We start from the raw sequence: 17794 nt of genomic DNA on the forward strand, positions 1-17794 counted from the left end.
GGGGGTGCGGGCCGGGCGGACGGCGATTCGGCCGAGGCGCATGGGGGTGCGGGCCGGGCGGACGGCGATTCGGCCGAGGCGCATGGGGGTGCGGGCCTGGCAGGCGGTGGTGCGGGCCGGGCGCGCGGCCCCTGGCGTGACCGCGGCTATCTGCGCTTCGCGCTGCTCGACATCCCGCTCAACCTCGACGACACCATCCTCATGGTCGGCCTCCCGCTGTGGCTGGTGAGCTGCACCGACGCACCGCATCTCCTGGTGCCCGTGTTCCTCGTGGTCAACACGGTGATGGTGGTACTGCTGCAACTCCAGTTCTCCACCCGGTTCGAGGGGCCGGCGGGGGCACTGCGGGCCCTGCGTGTCTACGGGATCGCGGTGGCGCTCGGCTGCGTGCTGCTCGCCCTGTCCGCCGGGGCGACGGCTCTGTGGGCCGGAGCGCTGCTCCTGGCCGCGGCGGTCGTGGTGACGGTCGCCGAGCTGTTGCGCTCGGTCAGCTCCTGGGAGCTGGCCGTATCGCTCGCGCCCGTCGCCGAACGGCCCGCCTACCTGGGAGTCGCCGGAATGTCGCAGTCGGTGCAGAAGTCCGCGGGCCCGCCGCTCGTCACCGGGGCGGTGATGGCGGCGGGCCCGGTGGGCTGGCTCGCCCTCGGGGGTGTGCTCGCGGGACTCTCGGCGGTGCAGCGGCGAGGCAGTGCGCGGCGGTTGAGGGGGATGGAGTCGAGCGTGAGGGACACGCCGGAGCCGGTGGCAGCTTCCGCTTCCGCCGGCCACCGGGGCCCGCCCTCCCGGGAAGACGGGCCCCGGGCCGGCTCGGTCAGTCCACCAGCCGTTCCCTGAGCGCGAGGAACGTGCGCCAGTCCAGGCCGAGCCCGTCCCGTACGTAGCCGGTCAGGCCGCCGTAGTCGGACTCCGCCTGGGACAGTGCGGCGTCGAGGTAGTCGGAGCGGACCTCCTGCACGGGGATCAGGAGGTCCGGGTTCTCCATCAGGCCCAGCCTGCGCAGCCCTTCGCGCGTACGGCGGTCCGCCTCGGCGCGGTAGGTGTTGGAGAGCAGGTAGTCCTGGCGGGCGGTCCGGCCCGGCACGCCCACGAGGCACAGTGCGAGATAACTCGTCCAGCCCGTACGGTCCTTGCCCGAGGTGCAGTGGTACAGCACCGGCCCGGGTGCCGAGGCCAGATCCCGCAGGGTCTGGGCGAAGGCGGCCCGGTTCGTGGCGTCCGTGACGAACGAGCGGTAGATCTGCCGCATCATCTCCGCGGCCCGGTCGCCGCCGAGGGCCTCCTCCTGGTACACGGGATCGCGGGAACCGATGATCTGCAGCAGCCGGGCGTACAGGCCGAGATCGCTGACCGGCCGGGAGACCGGGGTCACGCCGGCGGGCAGCCGGTCCGCGCCGTTCTGCTGCACCTCGATGGGAACCCGGAAGTCGATCGCCCGGTCGAGCCGCAGACCGGCCAGGGTGTTCACGTCCGCGTCGGTCAGCTTGCCGAGCTGGTCGGCGCGGTAGACCCGGCCGTAGCGGACCCGCTCGCCGTCGTAGGTGCCGTATCCGCCCAGGTCGCGGACGTTGACCGCGCCTTCGAGCGGGATGTGCCGTGCACCGCTCGTCCGGTGCAGGGCGGCCGCGGGCGCCGCGGCGACCGCCAGGGCGGCGGTCGCGACGGTGGTGCTCAGCAGTGCGCGTCTCGTCAGGGGCATGACGTAACTCCCGCTTGAGGGAAGGGGGGAATCACCCTGGTGTCGGCAGGGTGCCTTGCGCTTGCAGTCGCAGGAGAACCGCTTGGGCCTCGGCCATCACGCGGTCCACCAGTTCCTTGCAGGAGGGCAGGTCGTCGATGACGCCTGCCACCTGCCCGGATGCCATGACGCCGAGGTCGGTGCGGCCCTCGACCATGGACGCCTTGAGGAGCATGGGGGTGTTGGCGGCGAGCAGCACCTGGCTCCAGGTCAGCTCCTTGCCGTGCTTCATCGCGAGGCCGTCGCGGAGCATCGCGCGCCGGCTGAGCCCGGAGAGCCTGCGGAAGGCCGCCGCGTGCCGGAGTGCACGGGCGAGTGTGCGGGCGCGGCCCGCGTTCTCCAGGGAGTTCACCAGATCCGTACGGAGCATGCGGTGCGGCAGTCCGTCCACGGCCGTCGTGACCGTCACGTCCTGCACGCCCGCCGCGAGATAGCGGGCCTTCACGGCATCGGGGACCGTCGAATCGGAGGTGAGCAGGAAGCGCGTGCCCATCGCGACCCCCGCCGCCCCGTACGCGAGCGCGGCGACCAGGCCCCGCCCGTCGTGGAAGCCGCCGGCCGCCACGACGGGGATGTCCACGGCGTCCACCACCTGCGGCAGCAGCACTGTCGTCGCCACGTCCCCGGTGTGCCCGCCGCCCTCGCCGCCCTGCACGATCACCGCGTCCGCGCCCCAGGCGGCGACCTTCTCGGCGTGCCGCCGCGCCCCGATCGAGGGCACGACGACGACACCGGCCTCCTTGAGCTCGGCGATCAGTTCGCGCGAGGGGGCCAGGGCGAAGGAGGCAACCTTCACGCCCTCGTCGATGATGATCCGCACCCGCTCGCCCGCGTCCGAGGCATCCGCCCGCAGATTCACGCCGAACGGTTCCGACGTACGGGACTTGACCTCCCGTACCGCCGAGCGCAGCTGGTCGAGGGTCATGGTCGCGGAGGCGAGGATGCCGAGCGCGCCCGCGTTCGCCGTCGCCGAGACCAGGCGCGGGCCCGCCACCCAGCCCATACCGGTCTGGACGAGCGGGTGGCGGACGCCGACCAGCTCGGTGAGGGCCGTCTCCATCACGCGGGCACCTCACGGTCGCGCAGCCCGCGCGGGTCGATCACCTCGCGGATCAGCTCCAGTTCGTGGGCGGTGGGTTCCCGCGTGGTCGGTACGTCCTCGGGGACGACCAGCTCGAAACCGGTGGCCCGACGCACCTCGTCGAGGGTGACCCCGGGGTGGAGGGAGGCGAGACGCATCGCGTGGTCGGGGGTCTCAAAGTCGAGGACACCGAGGTTGGTGACCACGCGGGGGAGTCGGTGGTAGCGGGTGGCGCTCGGGCCCGCCTCGGCCGCGCGCCGGTAGCCGACCCCGGACACGACATCGACGTGCTCGACGAAGACCCGGGCCGAGTGCTTGGGGATCCAGTAACTCGTCGGGTTGTTGAGTGTGTTGACGGGCGCGCCGCGCATCCCGAGCAGCTGCCGCTTCGGCCGCTCCCAGTCGCCGATGCAGGAGATGTTCTGGTTGCCGTGGCGGTCGAGCTGGCTCGCACCCATCATGACGTGCCGCTTGCCGCCGGTGACCATGGAGAGGTGCTGGCGGTACGGCAGCCAGCCCTCCACGGCCCCGTCCAGGTCGACCAGCATCGCCTCGCCGTCGGTCAGGAGCAGGTCGGGCGAGAAGGTGCGCTTGGCGAGGCGGGCGCCGAAGCCGGGGATCAGGCCCATCGGGCTGGCGAGGACCTCGCCGTTGTCGCGCCAGGCCTCGGCACAGGCGATCACGCAGTACTCGGCGCGGGCCGCGGCGGTCGAGGCGGGGGTGGTCGTTGTGGTCGTCACTTGTTCTGCTCCTCGTGCCAGGCCTCCACGGCCGACTGGTAGGCAGCCTCGTCCCCGGCGAGGAAACGCTCGGCGAACTCGGCGTACGGCGTGGTGGCGTACAGCTTCTGGAAGGGCTCGTCCCGCGCGTAGTCCGGCGCGCAGGAGGTGAAGTGCGCGCCGTTCGGCGTCTCGATCACCCCGGCCACGCTGTGCCGCTTCACCAGGAGCGTCTGGGGCGCGGCCTCCTTGGTGAGTTCGGCGCTCTCCACGATCCGCTCGCAGGAGACGTACGCGGACTCGGCCGCCTCGCAGAACAGGTCGTCGAAGTACGGGTCGGGGCCCAGGTACTGGCCGTTGCCGCGCCGGTCGGCGCGGTTGAGGTGCACGAAGGCCGCGTCGAGGCGCAGGGCCGGCATCGCGACGAAGGTCTCCCCGTCCCCGTACGGCGAAGTGACCGTCCGCAGCGAGGGGTTGACGCGCATGACGTCCGAGCCGATCCCGGCCCTGACCGGCAGGAACGGCAGCCGGTTCGCGGCCGCGTGCAGCCCCCACATGAACATCGCCTCGTCGACCTCGGTCAGCTCGATGGCCCCGCTCTCGCGCGCGGCGCGGAAGTGCGGTTCGAGCGGGATGGTGTCGAGCGTGGTGAACGGGGTGACCAGCTTGCGGATCTTCCCGGCCGCCGCGAGCAGGCCCACGTCGGGGCCGCCGTAGGAGACCACCGTCAGAGCGGTGACCTCGGAGCGCAGCAGGGCGCGGACCAGCGCCATGGGCTTGCGGCGCGAGCCCCAGCCGCCGATGCCGAGCGTCATCCCGCTCTCCAGGCGGCCGATCACGGCCTGGGCGCTCATGGTCTTGTCGGCCATGGTCAGGCCTCCTTTCCGGTCGTGTCCGGCTGTTCGGTCGACTCCGGTCGTCCGGTCGTGTCCGGCTGTCCGGTCGGCTCCGGCCGTCCGGTCGGCGTCGGTCGTCCGGTCGTGTCCGGCGTACCGGTCGTGTCCGGTGAGCCGAAGGTGTCCCGTACGCGGTCCGCGACGCCGTTGAGGTTGGCCTCGAAGGTGAAGCCCTGCTCGAAGCGGTAGCTGCGGTGCACGTCCACCGGGTCGATGCCGTTGATGGCCGCCTTCGCGAGCCGCAGCAGGTAGCCGTCCTTCCGCGCGATCTCGCGCGCCAGGCCGAGCGCCTCGTCGAGCAGCCGCTCGCGCGGGACGACCTGCCACACCGAGCCGTGTGCGTGCAGTTCCGCGGCGGTGGCGGTGCGCGAGGTGTAGTACAGGGCGCGCATCAGGTGCTGCGGGACCAGGCGGGACAGATGGGTGGCCGCGCCGAGCGCGCCGCGGTCCAGCTCCGGCAGGCCGAAGGCGGCGTCCTCGCTGGCCACGATCACGTCCGCGTTGCCGACGAGCCCGATCCCGCCGCCCAGGCAGAAGCCGTGCACCGCGGCGATGACGGGGACCTCGCATTCGTACACGGCCGAGAACGCGGCATGGCAGCCGCGGTTCGCTCCGATGAGCGCGCCGTGGCCGCTGTCGCGCTGCATCTCCTTGATGTCGACGCCCGCGTTGAAGCCGCGGCCCGCCGAGGTGAGGACGACGACCCGGGTCCCGGGGTCGCGGCCCGCCGCGATCAGCGCCTCCGCCAGCTCGTACCAGCCCTGTACGGGAAGGGCGTTGACGGGCGGGAAGTCGACTGTGACGAGGGCGATGCCCTTGTCGGGGTTCGAGGTGGAGATACCCCTGACAGACATAGAAGGATCAGCTACCTTTCCACCAAACATTTGTTAGGCGGGAAGGTAGCAGCGAATGGAGATGGATGGGAGGGTCGCGGTCGTCACGGGCGGCACCCGGGGCGTGGGCGCCGGGATCGCCCGGGCCCTTCTCGCGGCCGGGGCGCGCGTCGTGATCTGTGCGCGCAGACCACCGGACACGCCGGTCGAAGCGGCGGGCCGGACGGCCGACTTCCTGCCTGTGGACCTGCGGGACGCGGTGGCGGTCGAGGCCTTCTTCGCGCAGATCGAAGCCACCCACGGCCGCCTGGACGTGCTGGTCAACAACGCCGGCGGCACCCCGTACCGCACGCTCGCGGAGGGCGGAGCGGCCCGGCACGCCCGGGTTCTCGAACTCAACCTGGTGGTCCCGCTGACCGTCTCGCTCGCCGCGTACCCGCTGCTGCGCGAGAGCTGCGGCTCGATCGTGATGATCGGCAGCGTGAGCGGGCAGCGGCCCTCGCCCGGCAGCGCGGCCTACGGGGCGGCCAAGGCGGGCCTGGCGAACCTCGCCTCCTCCATGGCGGTGGAATGGGCGCCCGAGGTGCGCGTGAACACCCTCGTGCTCGGGATGGTGCGCACGGAACTGTCCGCACTGCACTACGGCGACGAGGCGGGCCTCGCCTCCGTCGCCTCGACCGTGCCGCTCGGGCGGCTCGCCGAGCCCGCGGATGTGGGGGAGACGGCCCTCTTCCTCGCTTCCGAGCGGGCCGCCTATGTCAGTGGGGCGAGCCTGCTGCTGCACGGAGGCGGGGAACGGCCCGCGTTTTTGGACGCCGCGAATGTCAACAAGGAGAGCTGATATGTCGGTTGGACCCGGACCCGTCGGACCCACCGGACCCGTCGGGCCCACCGGCCCCGTTGGACCCACCGGCCCCACCGGACCCGTCGGACCCACCGGACCCGTCGAAGCCGGCTCGGGGATCTGCGAAGGGCGGGTGGCCGTCGTCACCGGCGCCGGGCGCGGGCTCGGCCGCGCGCACGCGCTCGCCTTCGCCGCCGAGGGCGCCCGGGTCGTGGTGAACGACCTCGGGGTCGGGCTCGACGGGGCGGCGGCCGGGGCGGACAGCCCGGCGGCCCGGGTCGTCGCGGAGATCGAGGCGCTCGGCGGCTCGGCGGTCGCGCACGGCGGCGACATCGCCACCTCCGAGGGCGCCGCCTCGCTCGTACGGACCGCGCTCGACACGTACGGACGCCTGGACACCCTGGTGAACAACGCCGGTTTCCTGCGGGACCGGATGCTCGTCAACCTCGACGAGGACGACTGGGACGCGGTGCTGCGCGTCCACCTCAAGGGGCATTTCCTGCCGCTCAAGTATGCGGCGGCCTGGTGGCGGGCCGAGGCCAAGGCGGGCCGCCCCGTCGCGGCCCGGGTGGTCAACACCAGCTCCGGCGCAGGGCTCCTCGGCTCCGTCGGCCAGGGCAACTACTCGGCCGCGAAGGCCGGCATCCTCGGGCTGACCGCGGTCGCCTCCGCCGAGATGGGGCGCTACGGGGTGCAGGTCAACGCGATCGCCCCGGCGGCGAGGACCCGGATGACCGAGGAGACCTTCGCCTCGGCCATGGCCGCCCCGGGCGAGGGCGACTTCGACGCCATGGCCCCCGAGAACGTCTCCCCGCTCGTCGTCTGGCTCGGCTCCACCGCCTCGTCCGGCGTCACCGGCCGGGTCTTCGAGGTGGAGGCAGGGAAGGTCACCGTCATGGAGGGCTGGCGTCGCGGCCCGTCGGTCGACAAGGGGGCACGCTGGGCGCCGGGCGAGGTCGGCGAGGCGGCACTGAAGCTGCTCGCCTCCGCGGAGGCTCCGGGGGCGGTGTACGGGGCGGAGTGAGGGCGGGCCCGCAACGGCTCGCAAACGTTCCCGCAAGGCCCGCTCGCACGGACGAACCGGCGTGCAGGCTCCAGGACTTGAAGGCGTGACCTCCGGAGGGCGGTTTCGGCTGCCCGCTGTGTTCGAAGTGTTGACACTGTCTTGCGTGGGTCCTACGTTCCCGCCGTATGAGAGCGCTCTCAAGAACCCTCCCCACACTGGTTCTGGCGTCGGCCCTGGCCGCATTCGGCCTCGGCGCGGCCGCCGCGCCCGCTGCCGCCGCCACCGTCCCCGTCGGCGCCGGCAGCTACTCCGACACCCGCCCGCCCGGCACCTCGGGCCCCACCAGCAACACCGGAACCCCCGTCACCCCCAAGGTCACCGAAGCCGCGCGCAACCGGCCCGTGCCCACCAACGACTGGTGGTCCTCACTCGCCTTCCAGCGCTACGACGACAACCCGTACTCCACCCCCATGTACGGCCACCCCCTCACCTACCAGGCCACCTCCGCCGGACTCGACATCGGCTACCCGACCACCCCCGCCATCGTCGGCGAGGGCCGCCAGTACGAATACGCCCACCGGCGCGACCTCACCCTCGGCCTGGCCGGCCTCAACTCCCCCGACGCCTTGGCCGACGACTGGTCCGACTGGACCGTCACCCCCTACTGGTCCGACGGCGCCCGCACCCTGCGCACCACCATCGGCCACGGCTCACCGTTCGTCTACGCCGAAGGCTCCGGCGGCAACGCGCAGATCACCACGGCCGCCGCCCCCGCGGTCTTCGCCGACCGGGGCAACGTCCTCGGCATCACCGTCGCCGGACACCACTACGCCCTCTTCGCGCCGACCGGCAGCGACTGGAACATCTCCGGCTCCACGATCACGGCCGGCCTCGGCGGCAAGGACTACTTCTCCGTCGCCGTCCTGCCCACCACCGGGGCACTCGCCACCTACGAGAAGTACGCCTACAGCTTCGTCACCGGCTCCGAGGTGACCTGGGACCACACCGACGGCACGGTCCGGGCCACCTACACCCTCAGCACCGAGGCCAAGGAAGGCACCGAACGCGGCACCCTCCAGGCCCTCTACCGCCACCAGTGGCTGCACACCACCGACCCGCTCACCCCGTACACCTACGTCTCCCCGCGCGGCACCATGAAGGTCCGCGAAGCCGCCTCCTTCACCACGAGCAGCAAGGCCGCCGCGGTGCTGCCCGCACTGCCGAGGACGGACAGCGTGGACACGGCACGCCTGCGCGGCTATCTGAACGACGTCGTCAACGCCTCCGACCCGTTCTCCGGAGCCACCGACACCTACTGGACCGGCAAGGCGCTCGGCCGCCTCGCCCAGCTTGTGCCCGTCGCCGACCAGATCGGTGAGAGCGGTACCCGGGACCGGCTGCTCGGCCTGATCAAGGGCAAGCTGCAGGACTGGTTCACGGCGGGCGGCGCCAACGAGTTCAGCTACGACCGCGACTGGAAGACCCTCACCGGCTACCCGGCCTCCTACGGCAGCGACACCGAACTCAACGACCACCACTTCCACTACGGCTACTACGTCCACGCGGCGGCGATCGTCGCCCAGTACGACCGGGCCTGGGCCGCCGACTCCGCCTGGGGCGGCATGGTCGAGACCCTCGTACGCGACACCGCCAACCCAAGCCGCACCGACAGCGCCTTCCCGTTCCTGCGCGGCTTCGACGTCTACGCCGGACACAGCTGGGCCGCCGGACACCAGGGCTTCGCCGCCGGCAACAACCAGGAGTCCTCCTCCGAGTCCACCAACCTCTCCGCCGCGCTCGTCCTGTGGGGCTCCGCCACCGGCGACAGCTCACTGCGCGACCTCGGCGCCTATCTGCTCAGCACGGAGTCGACGGCGATCGCCCAGTACTGGTTCGACGCCGACGAACAGGTCTTCCCGTCCGCCTTCGGGCACGACACCGTCGGCATGGTCTGGGGCAGCGGCGGCGCCTACGCCACCTGGTGGACCGCCAACCCCGAGGAGATCCACGGCATCAACGTCCTGCCCGTCACCGGTGGTTCGCTGCACCTCGGCGGCGAACCGGCCGCGATCCGGCGCAACATCGCCGAGATGGAACGCGAGAACGGCGGGCCCGCCGTCGAATGGCGCGACATCCTCTGGGAGTTCGAGTCCTTCGCCGATCCCGCCGGCGCCAAGGCGAAATGGGACGCGGGCCACGCCGGATACACTCCCGAACAGGGCGAGTCCAAGGCCCATACGTACCACTGGATCACCTCCCTCGACTCACTCGGCGCACCCGACGCCTCCGTGACCGGCTCCCTTCCGACCTCGGCCGTCTTCACCAAGGGCGGCACCCGGACCTACGTCGCGCACAACCACGGCGCCACCGCCACCACCGTCACCTTCTCCGACGGCAGGAAGCTGTCCGTACCGGCCCGTTCCACGGCCGTCGGTACGGGAAGCGACCCCGGCCCCGACCCGGATCCGGATCCCGAACCGCCGACCGGGAACACCTTCCGGCTCCGCAGCGGCGGCACCCTCACCACGGACACGGGCGGCAGCACGGGCAGCGACACGCTCGCCTCCGCCGACGGCGCCAACCACGACGGCACCCCGTACCGGCCGCTCGTCTACGAGGCACGGGGCGTCAACGGCAGCCTCGATCCGGGCGCGTCCACCGCCTTCCGCCTCCAGGTGGACGCGGACACCACCGTCGCCCTCGGCCAGCAGGCCCGGATCAGCTACGACTTCACCGGGGACGGCAGCTTCGACCGCACGGTGACCTACCACTACTTCGCGACCGACCCGGTCCCCGGCTGGGAGGAGTACACCCAGGCCCGCGGCCTCCGGTCCGAAACCGGCACGCCCGGCGACCTGAACGGCGGCACCGTCCGCCTGGAAGTGTGGAGCGCCATCGGGAACGGCTCCTCGCGGCTGCGGACCGGCCCGGATGGGTCGGTGCTGGTGATCCCGTACAACTGAACGGCATGAACGCCATGAACGGCATGACGGCATGAACGGCATGAACTGCGGTGGGCACCGGACACGGTCCGGTGCCCACCGTTCGTCACGCCGTTCATGCCGTGCCGTCATGGCGCGGTGCTCACCGTCCCGTCAGGCCGATGCCCGCCGCACCAGCGTCGTCGGCATGATGACGGAGCGCGGACGGTCGTCGCCGGGCCCGTCGAGCAGCCGCATGAGGAGCCGGACCATCAACCGGCCCATGCCCTCGATGTCCTGGCGGACGGTCGTGAGCGCGGGCTCCGCCGTGGCGGCCACGGAGGCCATGTCGTCGAAACCGACCACGGCCACGTCCTGCGGCACCCGCAGGCCCCGCTCCCGCAGCGTGCGGAGGGCACCCGCCGCCATCAGGTCGTTCGCGGCGAAGACCCCGTCGACGCCGGGGCTGTTCTCCAGGAGTTCCGCCATCGCCCGCGCGCCGCTCCCCTCGGTGAAGTCGCCCTGGCGGACCAGGCCGGGAGCGCCGTCCACGAGCACGTCGAGATAGCCGTCGAGTCGGTCCTGCGCCGAGGTCTGGTCACGCGGCCCCGCGATGTGCGCGATCCGCGTACAGCCCCGGGTGACCAGATGCCGCACCGCCTCCCGGGCGCCGCCGCGGTTGTCTACGTCCACATAGGGGACCGAGGGAGCGGAACCCTCGGCGGGCCGCCCGCCGAACACCGTCGGGATCTGCGTCCGGCCGATCAGCGCGGGCAGCGCGTCCTCGTCGTGCAGCGAGAAGGCCAGGGCGCCGTCGACATGCCCGCCGCCCAGATAGCGCGCGATCCGGTCGTGATCGCCCGGGCCCTCCACCCAGAGCAGCACCAGCTGCGCGTCGTGCGCCGTGAGTTCGCGGCTGATCCCGCGTACCTGCTGCTCGAAGAAGGGGTCGGAGAAGATCCGCATCTCCGGTTCCGCGATGACCACGGCCACCGCCCCGTTGCGCCGGGTCACGAGCGTGCGCGCCGCCTGGTTCGGGACGTAGCCGAGCTCCTCGACCGCCTTGCGCACCTTGTCGACGAGCGGCGCACGCACGCCGGCGCCGCCGTTGACGACGCGGGAGACCGTGGCGCGCGAGACGCCCGCGCGCGCGGCGACGGCTTCCAGCGTGGGACGCGGTCCGGTGGTCTGCTCCGGCTGCGGCACGAGAGGCGCTCCTCGTCTGCTCAAAGGGTCGTCTGCCGGTCAGGGTATCCGGCGTCCGGCTGGATGAGAGCGCTCTCATGCGTGGCCGTGGTGCCGCCGCGGGTCACTGCCCTCGCGGCGCGTACATGATCACGGCCATGCCCGCCAGGCAGACCAGCGCGCCGATCACATCGAAACGGTCGGGCCGGTATCCGTCCGCCACCATGCCCCAGGCGATCGAACCGGCCACGAAGACCCCGCCGTACGCGGCGAGGATGCGGCCGAAGTTCTCGTCCGTCTGGAGGGTCGCGACCACGCCGTACAGGCCCAGCGCGATGAAGCCACCGCCGATCCACGCCCAGCCCCGGTGCTCCCGGATGCCCTGCCAGACGAGCCAGGCACCGCCGATCTCCAGGAGCGCGGCGAGCACGAAGAGGGCGATGGAACGGGCCACGATCATGGGGTCATCGTAGGGCGGTCCGTTTCTGCTTCCGGTCTCGGTCCGGGGCGCACCCGGCCATGGACCGAGACCCAGAGCCAGAGCCAGACGCAGCCCACCCGGGCGGGCCGGGCTCAGGCCCCGATGCGTGGGAACGTGCCCCGCAGCATGGCGCGGGCCCGCTCGTCCCGTACCTCCTCGACGGCTGCCACCGCCCTCCCGTACGCGGCGCTCGCGGGATCCTGGCCGGTGAGCAGCCGGGACAGCGCGGGCACGGCGCGCGGATCGCCGCGGACGGCGAGCCCGCGGGCGGCCTCGGCCACGGTGGCCGGATCGCTGTCCGCCAGGCGGGCGGCGAGGCTCTCGCGCACCTCCAGGGTGTCGCCGGAGTACCAGGAGAGGGCGCGGGTGGCCCGGTGGCGTACGACGGGGTCCGTATCGCTGGTGAGGCGGGCGAGGACGGTCGCGGGGTCGGGGGTGTGGGCGGATCCAGGGGTGTCGGAGGCCGTCATGTCCGCGACCGACGTCAGGGAGTGCAGCGCGGTCGCGACCGCGGCCCGGACCGCCGGATCGGGGTGATGCGCGAAGCGCAGGACGGGCCCGACGGCGGACGGATCGCCCGGCTCGCCCAGGGCGCGCACGAGCGTACGGGCGAGGACGGCACCCTCGGCGGAACCGGTGAACTCGCCGGGCCCGCCCTCCGCAACCCTGACCAGCAGCCCCAACGCCCGCCCCGCATACGCCCGGTTCGTCACCGAGAGCCGTCCGAGGACATCCGCCGCGAACGCCCGCCGCAGCACCGAGGCATCCCGGGACAGTGCGGCCGCCGCCTGGTATGTGGCCTCGTCGGCGCGGTCCGCGAGCGCCTGTGCGGCCTCGCGCCAGTTCTCGTTCTCCGGGTCCGCGGTGGAGTCCCCCCTGCGCAGGGGGGTGCCCGCTGCTCGAAGAGCTTGGGGGAGAAGGTGAGAGCTCGGGGACGGCAGCGCGCGGTCGAGGAGTTCACCGAAGGGGGACCGGACCCGCAGCGTCTGCTCCAGGATCGTGGCGATGGCCCCGTGCCCCGTCTGCTGTTCGCGCCCGAAACCACCGCCGTCCGCGCGCAGTACCTCCACGCACACCGTGATCCCCCCGTACTCGGGAACGCGGCGCACGAACAACTCGCCCGGACCGGCCCTCTCGGCAACCTCCGCGCGCAGCACCGCCTCCACATCCGCGGCCAGCCACCGCCACGCCTCGCTGAGCGCCTCCTGCGTGGGCCGCGCCCCCTGCGCGAGCAGCGCCTTCACGCACCCGAGCGAGCCCCGCCGCACCGCCGAGACCAGCGGGGTGACCCCATCGGGACCGGGCCGCTCGGGATCCGCACCGGCCGCGAGCAGCGCCCCGGCGGTGTCCGCATGGCCGAGCTGCACCGCCCAGGCGAGCGCGGTGAAGCCGCCCTCCTCGGCCTGGTCCGGCGCGGCCCCCGCGGCGAGCAGCGCCCGTACGGCCTCGTGATGGCCGGCGCAGGCCGCGCCGCACAGCGGCAGATCGGCGCCGGAACTGAGCCGCGCCGGGTCGGCGCCCGCCGCGAGCAGCAGCCGGACGAGACCGGGACGGTTCGTCATCGCCGCGAGGTACAGGAGCGTCGCACCGTCCTCGTCGGCCGCGTCGGGGTCTGCGCCGGAGCGCAGCAGGCGCAGGGCCGTGGTCTCGTCTCCGTCGAACACCGCGGCGAAGAGGGCCGATTCGGCGGACTGGTCCGGGGTGTGATGGTTCTGCATGCTTCGGCTACCTTCACCCGGGCGGGCCGCCGATGCAAAGAGATTCCGCCCGCCGTCCGCGCACCGCCCGCCCGGCGGCCGCCCACCCACGCACCGCCCGCCCGGCGGCCGCCTGCCCTCGCACCGTCCGCCGGCCTCCAGGGGCCCGGTGCGTCATGTATCGCAGTCCAGCAGCGAGCCGCACAGCGTGCATCGCACCCGGACCCGCCCGCGTACCGGCACCCTGATCCGCTGTCGGCACGCCGGGCACGGGAACGCCACCCGCAGCGGGTCCTTCCCGGTGAAGGAGTACGGGCCGCCGCAGGCCCCGCCCGGGCCGTGGTCCCGCGCAAGGCGCCGGTCCTTCGCATAACGCCGCCGCCCCGCCCAGCCGGCCGCGGTCAGCGGTGGCTGCCGTTCGTCCTGGCGGGCCAGCTGCAGCCCCTTCGTATACGCCGTATACGCCTGCGGGCTGGTGAACCAGATCGCGGGATCCTCACCGAAGGCCAGCGCGCGCTTGGCCAGGACGTAGCCGAACTCCTCGGGCGTGAGATACCCCAGCTTCTGCGAGCCCGTTCCGTCCTCGCGGAAGGCGTCGAGGAGCAGCCAGCCCGCGCCCAGATAGGTGGTCGCGGTGTCGGTGAGGATCTCGTTGTCACGGGTGCCGGCGAAGGCCAGGTCCAGGCGGTGCAGGTATACGTGCATCACCTCGTGGGCGAGGGCGGCTCCGATGTCGCGGCGGTGGGTGCGGAAGCGGTCGTTGAGCTCGATGAAGTACTCGGGGCCCGCGGTCAGTTCGACGTTGGCCGCGTGTTCCATCTCGCGGAAGGAGACGATCATCCGGGCGTCGGGGAGGCGCAGGTGCTGCACCATGGCGCGGGCCACGCGCTGGGTGCCCAGGTGGAGGTCGTCGATATCGCAGAAGGCGACGTCGGCGGGGGTGATGCTGGGGGCGAAGGAGTGGACGGTGGCGGGGGAGAGGCGGCGGTAGAGGGCGGTGATCGCGGAGCGCACGGTGTCCAGATGTGGGAAGCCGTGCTGTACGGGGCCGCCGTTCGCCACGCCGCCCGCACCCCCTCGTGTCGTCGGGCCGCCCGCCCGCCCGTCCGTCCGGCTCGGTCGCGTGCCGGGTGGGGCCCGGCTTCCACTGTACGGGTGGGGCGGGCCACCGTGGCGGCGCGCGCCGGGCGGGGTGCCTCCGGCCGGGTGCTTGTGCCCACCCTTCCCCAAGCTCTCACCTTCTCCCCCAAGCTCTTCGAGCAGGGGCACCCCCCTGCGCAGGGGAGACCCCACTGGCCCTGCGGCACGACTGCCCACAGGCAGGGTGGGCGGGGAGGCGGTACGACTGCCCGCAGGCAGGGGGAGCGGGGGAGGGGCCCTACCCGAGCCGGAGCGTTCGATCGGGCCCCGCGCCTTCCAGTTCCAGGAGCCAGAGCTCGTTCGGGCCCTCCTTGAGGACCGGGCCCGGGACGTACAGAGACTGCTGCGGGCCCGCGGACCAGTAGCGCCCCAGGTTGAAGCCGTTCAGCCAGGCGAAGCCCCGGGTCCAGCCGGGCAGTTCGAGCCAGGCGTCGCCCGGCGCGCCGTCCACCTCCAGCGAGCCGACGAACAGACCGGTCGACGCCTCAGACGCCTCAGACACCCCAGACGCCTCAAGCGCCTCAGACGCCCCAGATATCTCGGATGCATCCGACGCCCCTGACACAGCCCGCAGCCGCAGCCCCCCGAGCCCCGCCTCGAACGCATCGAGGCGCAGCCCGCACGCACTGCCCCCGTGCAGATACTGCCGCTCGTGCCGCAGCCCCCCGGTCAGCCCCTTCGGCTCGCCGACCCGCGGTCCGTAGTTGACCCGCCCCAGGGACTCCACCCACAGTTCGACCACCGCGGGACCGGCCACCGGTTCCGCCAGGACCGGCGCGTCCTCGGTGAGCACCCCGGCGCGTACACCGTCCACGTACACCACCGCACGGTCCCGCAGGCCCGCCGCGCTCAGCGGGTACGGCTGCCGGGGCCCGGGCACCGTGAACCGGTGGCGGACCAGGCCGCGGTCCACGTCCAGGTCCTCGAATGTGGGCGGCGCCCCGGTGACCGTCTCCGGGCCGCCGAACTCCGTGAGGACGTCGTCCATCGAGGCCCAGGAGTCGAGTGTCCCGGAGACCGGCGTGGACAACCGGGCGGGCTCGGCGGGGAGTTCGGGCAGCGGTGCCTCCGCGTACTCCGCGAGTACCTCGCGGAAGGCCCAGAACTTGGCCGTGGGCCGCCCCTGCTCGTCGATGGGCGCGTCATAGTCGTACGAGGTGATGTCCGGCCGCAGGCCGCCCTCGTGCAGTGCGCCGTCGCGGTTGGCACCCGCCCAGCCGGCGAAGTTCGTGCCGCCGTGCGCCATGTACAGGTTCACGGACGCCCCGCAGCCGAGGATCTCGCGCAGCGCGGCCGCCGCGTCCCCGGGCGCACGCAGCACCTGCTCGCCGCCCCAGTGCGCGAACCAGCCGCACCAGAACTCCATGCACATCAGCGGCCCGGACGGCTGGTGGCGGCGGAGTACCTCGAAGGCCGTACGGGCCTGTGAGCCGAAGTTGACCGTGGCGAGCACCCCGGGCACCGAGCCGCCCGTGAGCATGTGGTCCTCGGGCCCGTCCGAGGTGAACAGCGGAACCTCCACCCCCAGATCGAGCAGCAGACCGGTCAGTTGGCGCAGGTACTCCCGGTCGGATCCGTACGAGCCGTACTCGTTCTCCACCTGCACCATCACGACCGGGCCGCCGCGGTGGATCTGGCGTGGCGCGACCTCCCGCAGGAGTCGTCCGAACCAGTTGCCCACCAGGCGCAGGTACTCCGGATCGCAGGTGCGCGCCCGCGGCCCGAGCGGTCCGGTCACCCAGTGCGGCAGCCCGCCGTTCTCCCACTCCGCGCAGATGTACGGGCCCGGCCGCACGATCGCCCACAGGCCGGCCTGTGCCGCCGCGTCCAGGAAACGGCCGAGCGCCCCGACATCGCGGTACGCGCCCGGGGAGGGCTCGTGCAGGTTCCAGGGGACGTACGTCTCCACGCAGTTGAGGCCCATCGCGCGGAGCATGCCGAGCCGGTGCGCCCACTGCTCCTCGTGCACCCGGAAGTAGTGCAGCGCACCGGAGAGCAGCCGCACCGGCCGCCCGTCCAGCTCGAAGTGCTCCGCACCGACCCGGAACTCCCCGGTCCGCAGCCGACCGCTTCCGCCCCCACCGCTTCCGCGGCGCCCGCGCCCGAGCCCGCCACTTCCGCCGGCACCGTTCCCGTACCGCTCGCTTCCGAGCCCTTCGCTCCCGCCCGCGCCCGTTCCCGATGTGCTCATGCCCGCCCCTTGATCGCCGTTGCCACCGGTCCAGATTCACCCCTGGCGGGACAGGGGTCCATGGACAAAGATCAGGCGTACTTGCACTGCGGGCAGCGCCCCGAAACGGTCGTAAAGGGGGCAGAATTCCATGTTCCACACGTGGACGCGGTACTTCGCGCCCAGCCCCGCGCACCACCGGCTCGGCCTGGCCTGCCTGGGCGTGGGCCTGCAGTACGGTGCGTTGCCGCCGGTCGGTCCGCGCACCCTCGACCACCACGTGGCCATGGTGATCTGCTCAGGCGGCGGCTGGTACCGGCTCCCCGACGGGCGCCGCCTCGCCGTCACCGCGCCCGCGCTCGTCTGGCTGCTCCCCGGGGTGCCCCACCAGTACGGCGCGGATCCGCAGACCGGCTGGGACGAGGCCTTCGTCGACTTCACGGGCCCCGCCACCGGCACGTACACCGAACTCGGCTACATCGCCGCGGACCGGCCCGTCGTACCGCTCGGCGACAGCGGGCCCGCGCGCGCCGTGATCACCCGGATCGCGCGCGCCGCCCGGGCGGGGAACCCGCTCCTGGAGGTCGAGACGGGAGCGGCCGTCCACGAACTCCTCGTAGCACTGCGCCGCTCCCGCGCGGACCTCGCGCCCGACGGCGACCCGGTGCTCGAAGCGCTCGCCCGCGACGCGTATCTGCCGCTCTCGGTCGCCGAGCACGCGACACGGCTCGGGATGACGCCCGCCGAACTGCGTACCGCCGTCCGCCGGGGTGCGGGCCGCAGCCCCAAGGACTACCTGCTGTCGATCCGTCTCGGCCGCGCCAAGGAACTCCTCACGGCGACCGAACTCCCGGTCGCCGCGGTGGCCCGACGCGTCGGCTACGACGATCCCGCCTACTTCTCCCGGCTCTTCGCCCGCAGGGTGGGCCTGGCCCCCGTCCGCTTCCGCGAACGGCAGGCCCGTACGGTGCCGGGCGGCTGGTCCCGGGAGATCCCGGACCCGGCGGACCCGCCGGTCCTCGGGCCGTCCTCGGTGACGGGCACCTCCCGGTGACGGGCACCTCCCGGTGACGGGCACCTCCCGGT

At 72.9% G+C, this 17794-nt stretch carries 15 protein-coding genes; 5 read left to right on the forward strand and 10 right to left on the reverse strand.

Going from position 1 to position 17794, the window contains the following annotated elements; genetic code table 11:
* Positions 1–834: MFS transporter (locus tag ACLF6P_RS15985; RefSeq protein ID WP_463315321.1), on the forward strand; the 834-nt coding region annotated here is incomplete at its 5' end.
* Here the strand turns inward: ACLF6P_RS15985 and ACLF6P_RS15990 are convergent.
* From ACLF6P_RS15990 to ACLF6P_RS16010, 5 genes are read right to left on the reverse strand one after another with little or no spacing between them, the layout of a single operon-like run.
* Complete coding sequence (locus ACLF6P_RS15990) at positions 812–1696, reverse strand: tyrosine-protein phosphatase (RefSeq protein WP_415950983.1); 885 nt, start codon at positions 1694–1696, stop codon at positions 812–814. The genes ACLF6P_RS15985 and ACLF6P_RS15990 overlap by 23 nt on opposite strands.
* A gap of 31 nt (positions 1697–1727) precedes the next feature.
* Positions 1728–2795: an NAD(P)H-dependent flavin oxidoreductase gene (locus ACLF6P_RS15995; protein WP_415950984.1), complete on the reverse strand. Its 1068-nt coding sequence runs from the start codon at positions 2793–2795 to the stop codon at positions 1728–1730.
* On the reverse strand, positions 2795–3556 hold the full coding sequence (locus ACLF6P_RS16000; protein WP_415950985.1) for a CoA-transferase subunit beta: 762 nt from the start codon (positions 3554–3556) through the stop codon (positions 2795–2797). Before ACLF6P_RS16000 ends, ACLF6P_RS15995 begins: the two co-directional genes overlap by 1 nt.
* Positions 3553–4404, reverse strand: coding sequence for a CoA transferase subunit A (locus ACLF6P_RS16005; protein ID WP_415950986.1), 852 nt, complete (start codon positions 4402–4404; stop codon positions 3553–3555). The genes ACLF6P_RS16000 and ACLF6P_RS16005 overlap by 4 nt, the downstream gene beginning before the upstream one ends.
* A gap of 2 nt (positions 4405–4406) precedes the next feature.
* On the reverse strand, positions 4407–5315 hold the full coding sequence (locus ACLF6P_RS16010; protein WP_415950987.1) for an enoyl-CoA hydratase family protein: 909 nt from the start codon (positions 5313–5315) through the stop codon (positions 4407–4409).
* Positions 5316–5340: 25 nt separating this feature from the next.
* Between ACLF6P_RS16010 and ACLF6P_RS16015 the strand changes: the two genes are divergently transcribed.
* The 3 genes from ACLF6P_RS16015 to ACLF6P_RS16025 all read left to right on the forward strand — a co-directional run bounded on the left by ACLF6P_RS16015 (position 5341) and on the right by ACLF6P_RS16025 (position 10077).
* Entirely contained in the window at positions 5341–6105 is a 765-nt protein-coding gene (locus ACLF6P_RS16015; RefSeq protein ID WP_415950988.1) for an SDR family oxidoreductase, read from the forward strand.
* Between the two features lies 1 nt (position 6106).
* Complete coding sequence (locus ACLF6P_RS16020) at positions 6107–7132, forward strand: SDR family oxidoreductase (protein WP_415950989.1); 1026 nt, start codon at positions 6107–6109, stop codon at positions 7130–7132.
* 167 nt (positions 7133–7299) lie between these two features.
* Positions 7300–10077 carry a glycosyl hydrolase gene (locus ACLF6P_RS16025; protein ID WP_415950990.1) on the forward strand — a complete coding sequence of 926 codons (2778 nt, stop codon included), beginning with the start codon at positions 7300–7302 and terminating at the stop codon, positions 10075–10077.
* Positions 10078–10209: 132 nt separating this feature from the next.
* Here the strand turns inward: ACLF6P_RS16025 and ACLF6P_RS16030 are convergent, their stop codons facing one another.
* From ACLF6P_RS16030 to ACLF6P_RS16050, 5 genes are all read right to left on the reverse strand, one after another.
* On the reverse strand, positions 10210–11241 hold the full coding sequence (locus tag ACLF6P_RS16030; RefSeq protein WP_415950992.1) for a LacI family DNA-binding transcriptional regulator: 1032 nt from the start codon (positions 11239–11241) through the stop codon (positions 10210–10212).
* Between the two features lie 103 nt (positions 11242–11344).
* Positions 11345–11680, reverse strand: a complete 336-nt coding sequence (locus ACLF6P_RS16035) for a YnfA family protein (protein WP_415950993.1) — start codon at positions 11678–11680, stop codon at positions 11345–11347.
* A 113-nt stretch (positions 11681–11793) separates the two neighbouring features.
* On the reverse strand, positions 11794–13419 hold the full coding sequence (locus ACLF6P_RS16040; RefSeq protein ID WP_415950995.1) for an ankyrin repeat domain-containing protein: 1626 nt from the start codon (positions 13417–13419) through the stop codon (positions 11794–11796).
* Between the two features lie 153 nt (positions 13420–13572).
* Positions 13573–14460 (reverse strand): hypothetical protein, encoded by an 888-nt coding sequence (locus tag ACLF6P_RS16045; protein WP_415950996.1) that lies wholly within the window; start codon positions 14458–14460, stop codon positions 13573–13575.
* Between the two features lie 316 nt (positions 14461–14776).
* Positions 14777–16729: a glycoside hydrolase family 35 protein gene (locus tag ACLF6P_RS16050; RefSeq protein ID WP_415950997.1), complete on the reverse strand. Its 1953-nt coding sequence runs from the start codon at positions 16727–16729 to the stop codon at positions 14777–14779.
* Between the two features lie 130 nt (positions 16730–16859).
* Here ACLF6P_RS16050 and ACLF6P_RS16055 point away from each other — a divergent pair, with 130 nt between their 5' ends.
* Positions 16860–17762: a helix-turn-helix domain-containing protein gene (locus ACLF6P_RS16055; RefSeq protein WP_415950998.1), complete on the forward strand. Its 903-nt coding sequence runs from the start codon at positions 16860–16862 to the stop codon at positions 17760–17762.
* Positions 17763–17794 lie beyond the last annotated feature (32 nt).

The sequence above is a fragment of the Streptomyces lothianensis genome (assembly GCF_047779955.1).
Classification (GTDB): domain Bacteria; phylum Actinomycetota; class Actinomycetes; order Streptomycetales; family Streptomycetaceae; genus Streptomyces.

Coding starts and splice junctions, on each gene's coding strand:
- ACLF6P_RS16025 (WP_415950990.1), top strand. CDS start 7,300: ATGAGAGCGCTCTCAAGAACCCTCCCCACACTGGTTCTGGCGTCGGCC.
- ACLF6P_RS16055 (WP_415950998.1), top strand. CDS start 16,860: ATGTTCCACACGTGGACGCGGTACTTCGCGCCCAGCCCCGCGCACCAC.
- ACLF6P_RS15990 (WP_415950983.1), bottom strand. CDS start 1,696: ATGCCCCTGACGAGACGCGCACTGCTGAGCACCACCGTCGCGACCGCC.
- ACLF6P_RS16010 (WP_415950987.1), bottom strand. CDS start 5,315: ATGTTTGGTGGAAAGGTAGCTGATCCTTCTATGTCTGTCAGGGGTATC.
- ACLF6P_RS16040 (WP_415950995.1), bottom strand. CDS start 13,419: ATGCAGAACCATCACACCCCGGACCAGTCCGCCGAATCGGCCCTCTTC.
- ACLF6P_RS16020 (WP_415950989.1), top strand. CDS start 6,107: ATGTCGGTTGGACCCGGACCCGTCGGACCCACCGGACCCGTCGGGCCC.
- ACLF6P_RS16005 (WP_415950986.1), bottom strand. CDS start 4,404: ATGGCCGACAAGACCATGAGCGCCCAGGCCGTGATCGGCCGCCTGGAG.
- ACLF6P_RS16015 (WP_415950988.1), top strand. CDS start 5,341: ATGGAGATGGATGGGAGGGTCGCGGTCGTCACGGGCGGCACCCGGGGC.
- ACLF6P_RS16050 (WP_415950997.1), bottom strand. CDS start 16,729: ATGAGCACATCGGGAACGGGCGCGGGCGGGAGCGAAGGGCTCGGAAGC.
- ACLF6P_RS15995 (WP_415950984.1), bottom strand. CDS start 2,795: ATGGAGACGGCCCTCACCGAGCTGGTCGGCGTCCGCCACCCGCTCGTC.
- ACLF6P_RS16035 (WP_415950993.1), bottom strand. CDS start 11,680: ATGATCGTGGCCCGTTCCATCGCCCTCTTCGTGCTCGCCGCGCTCCTG.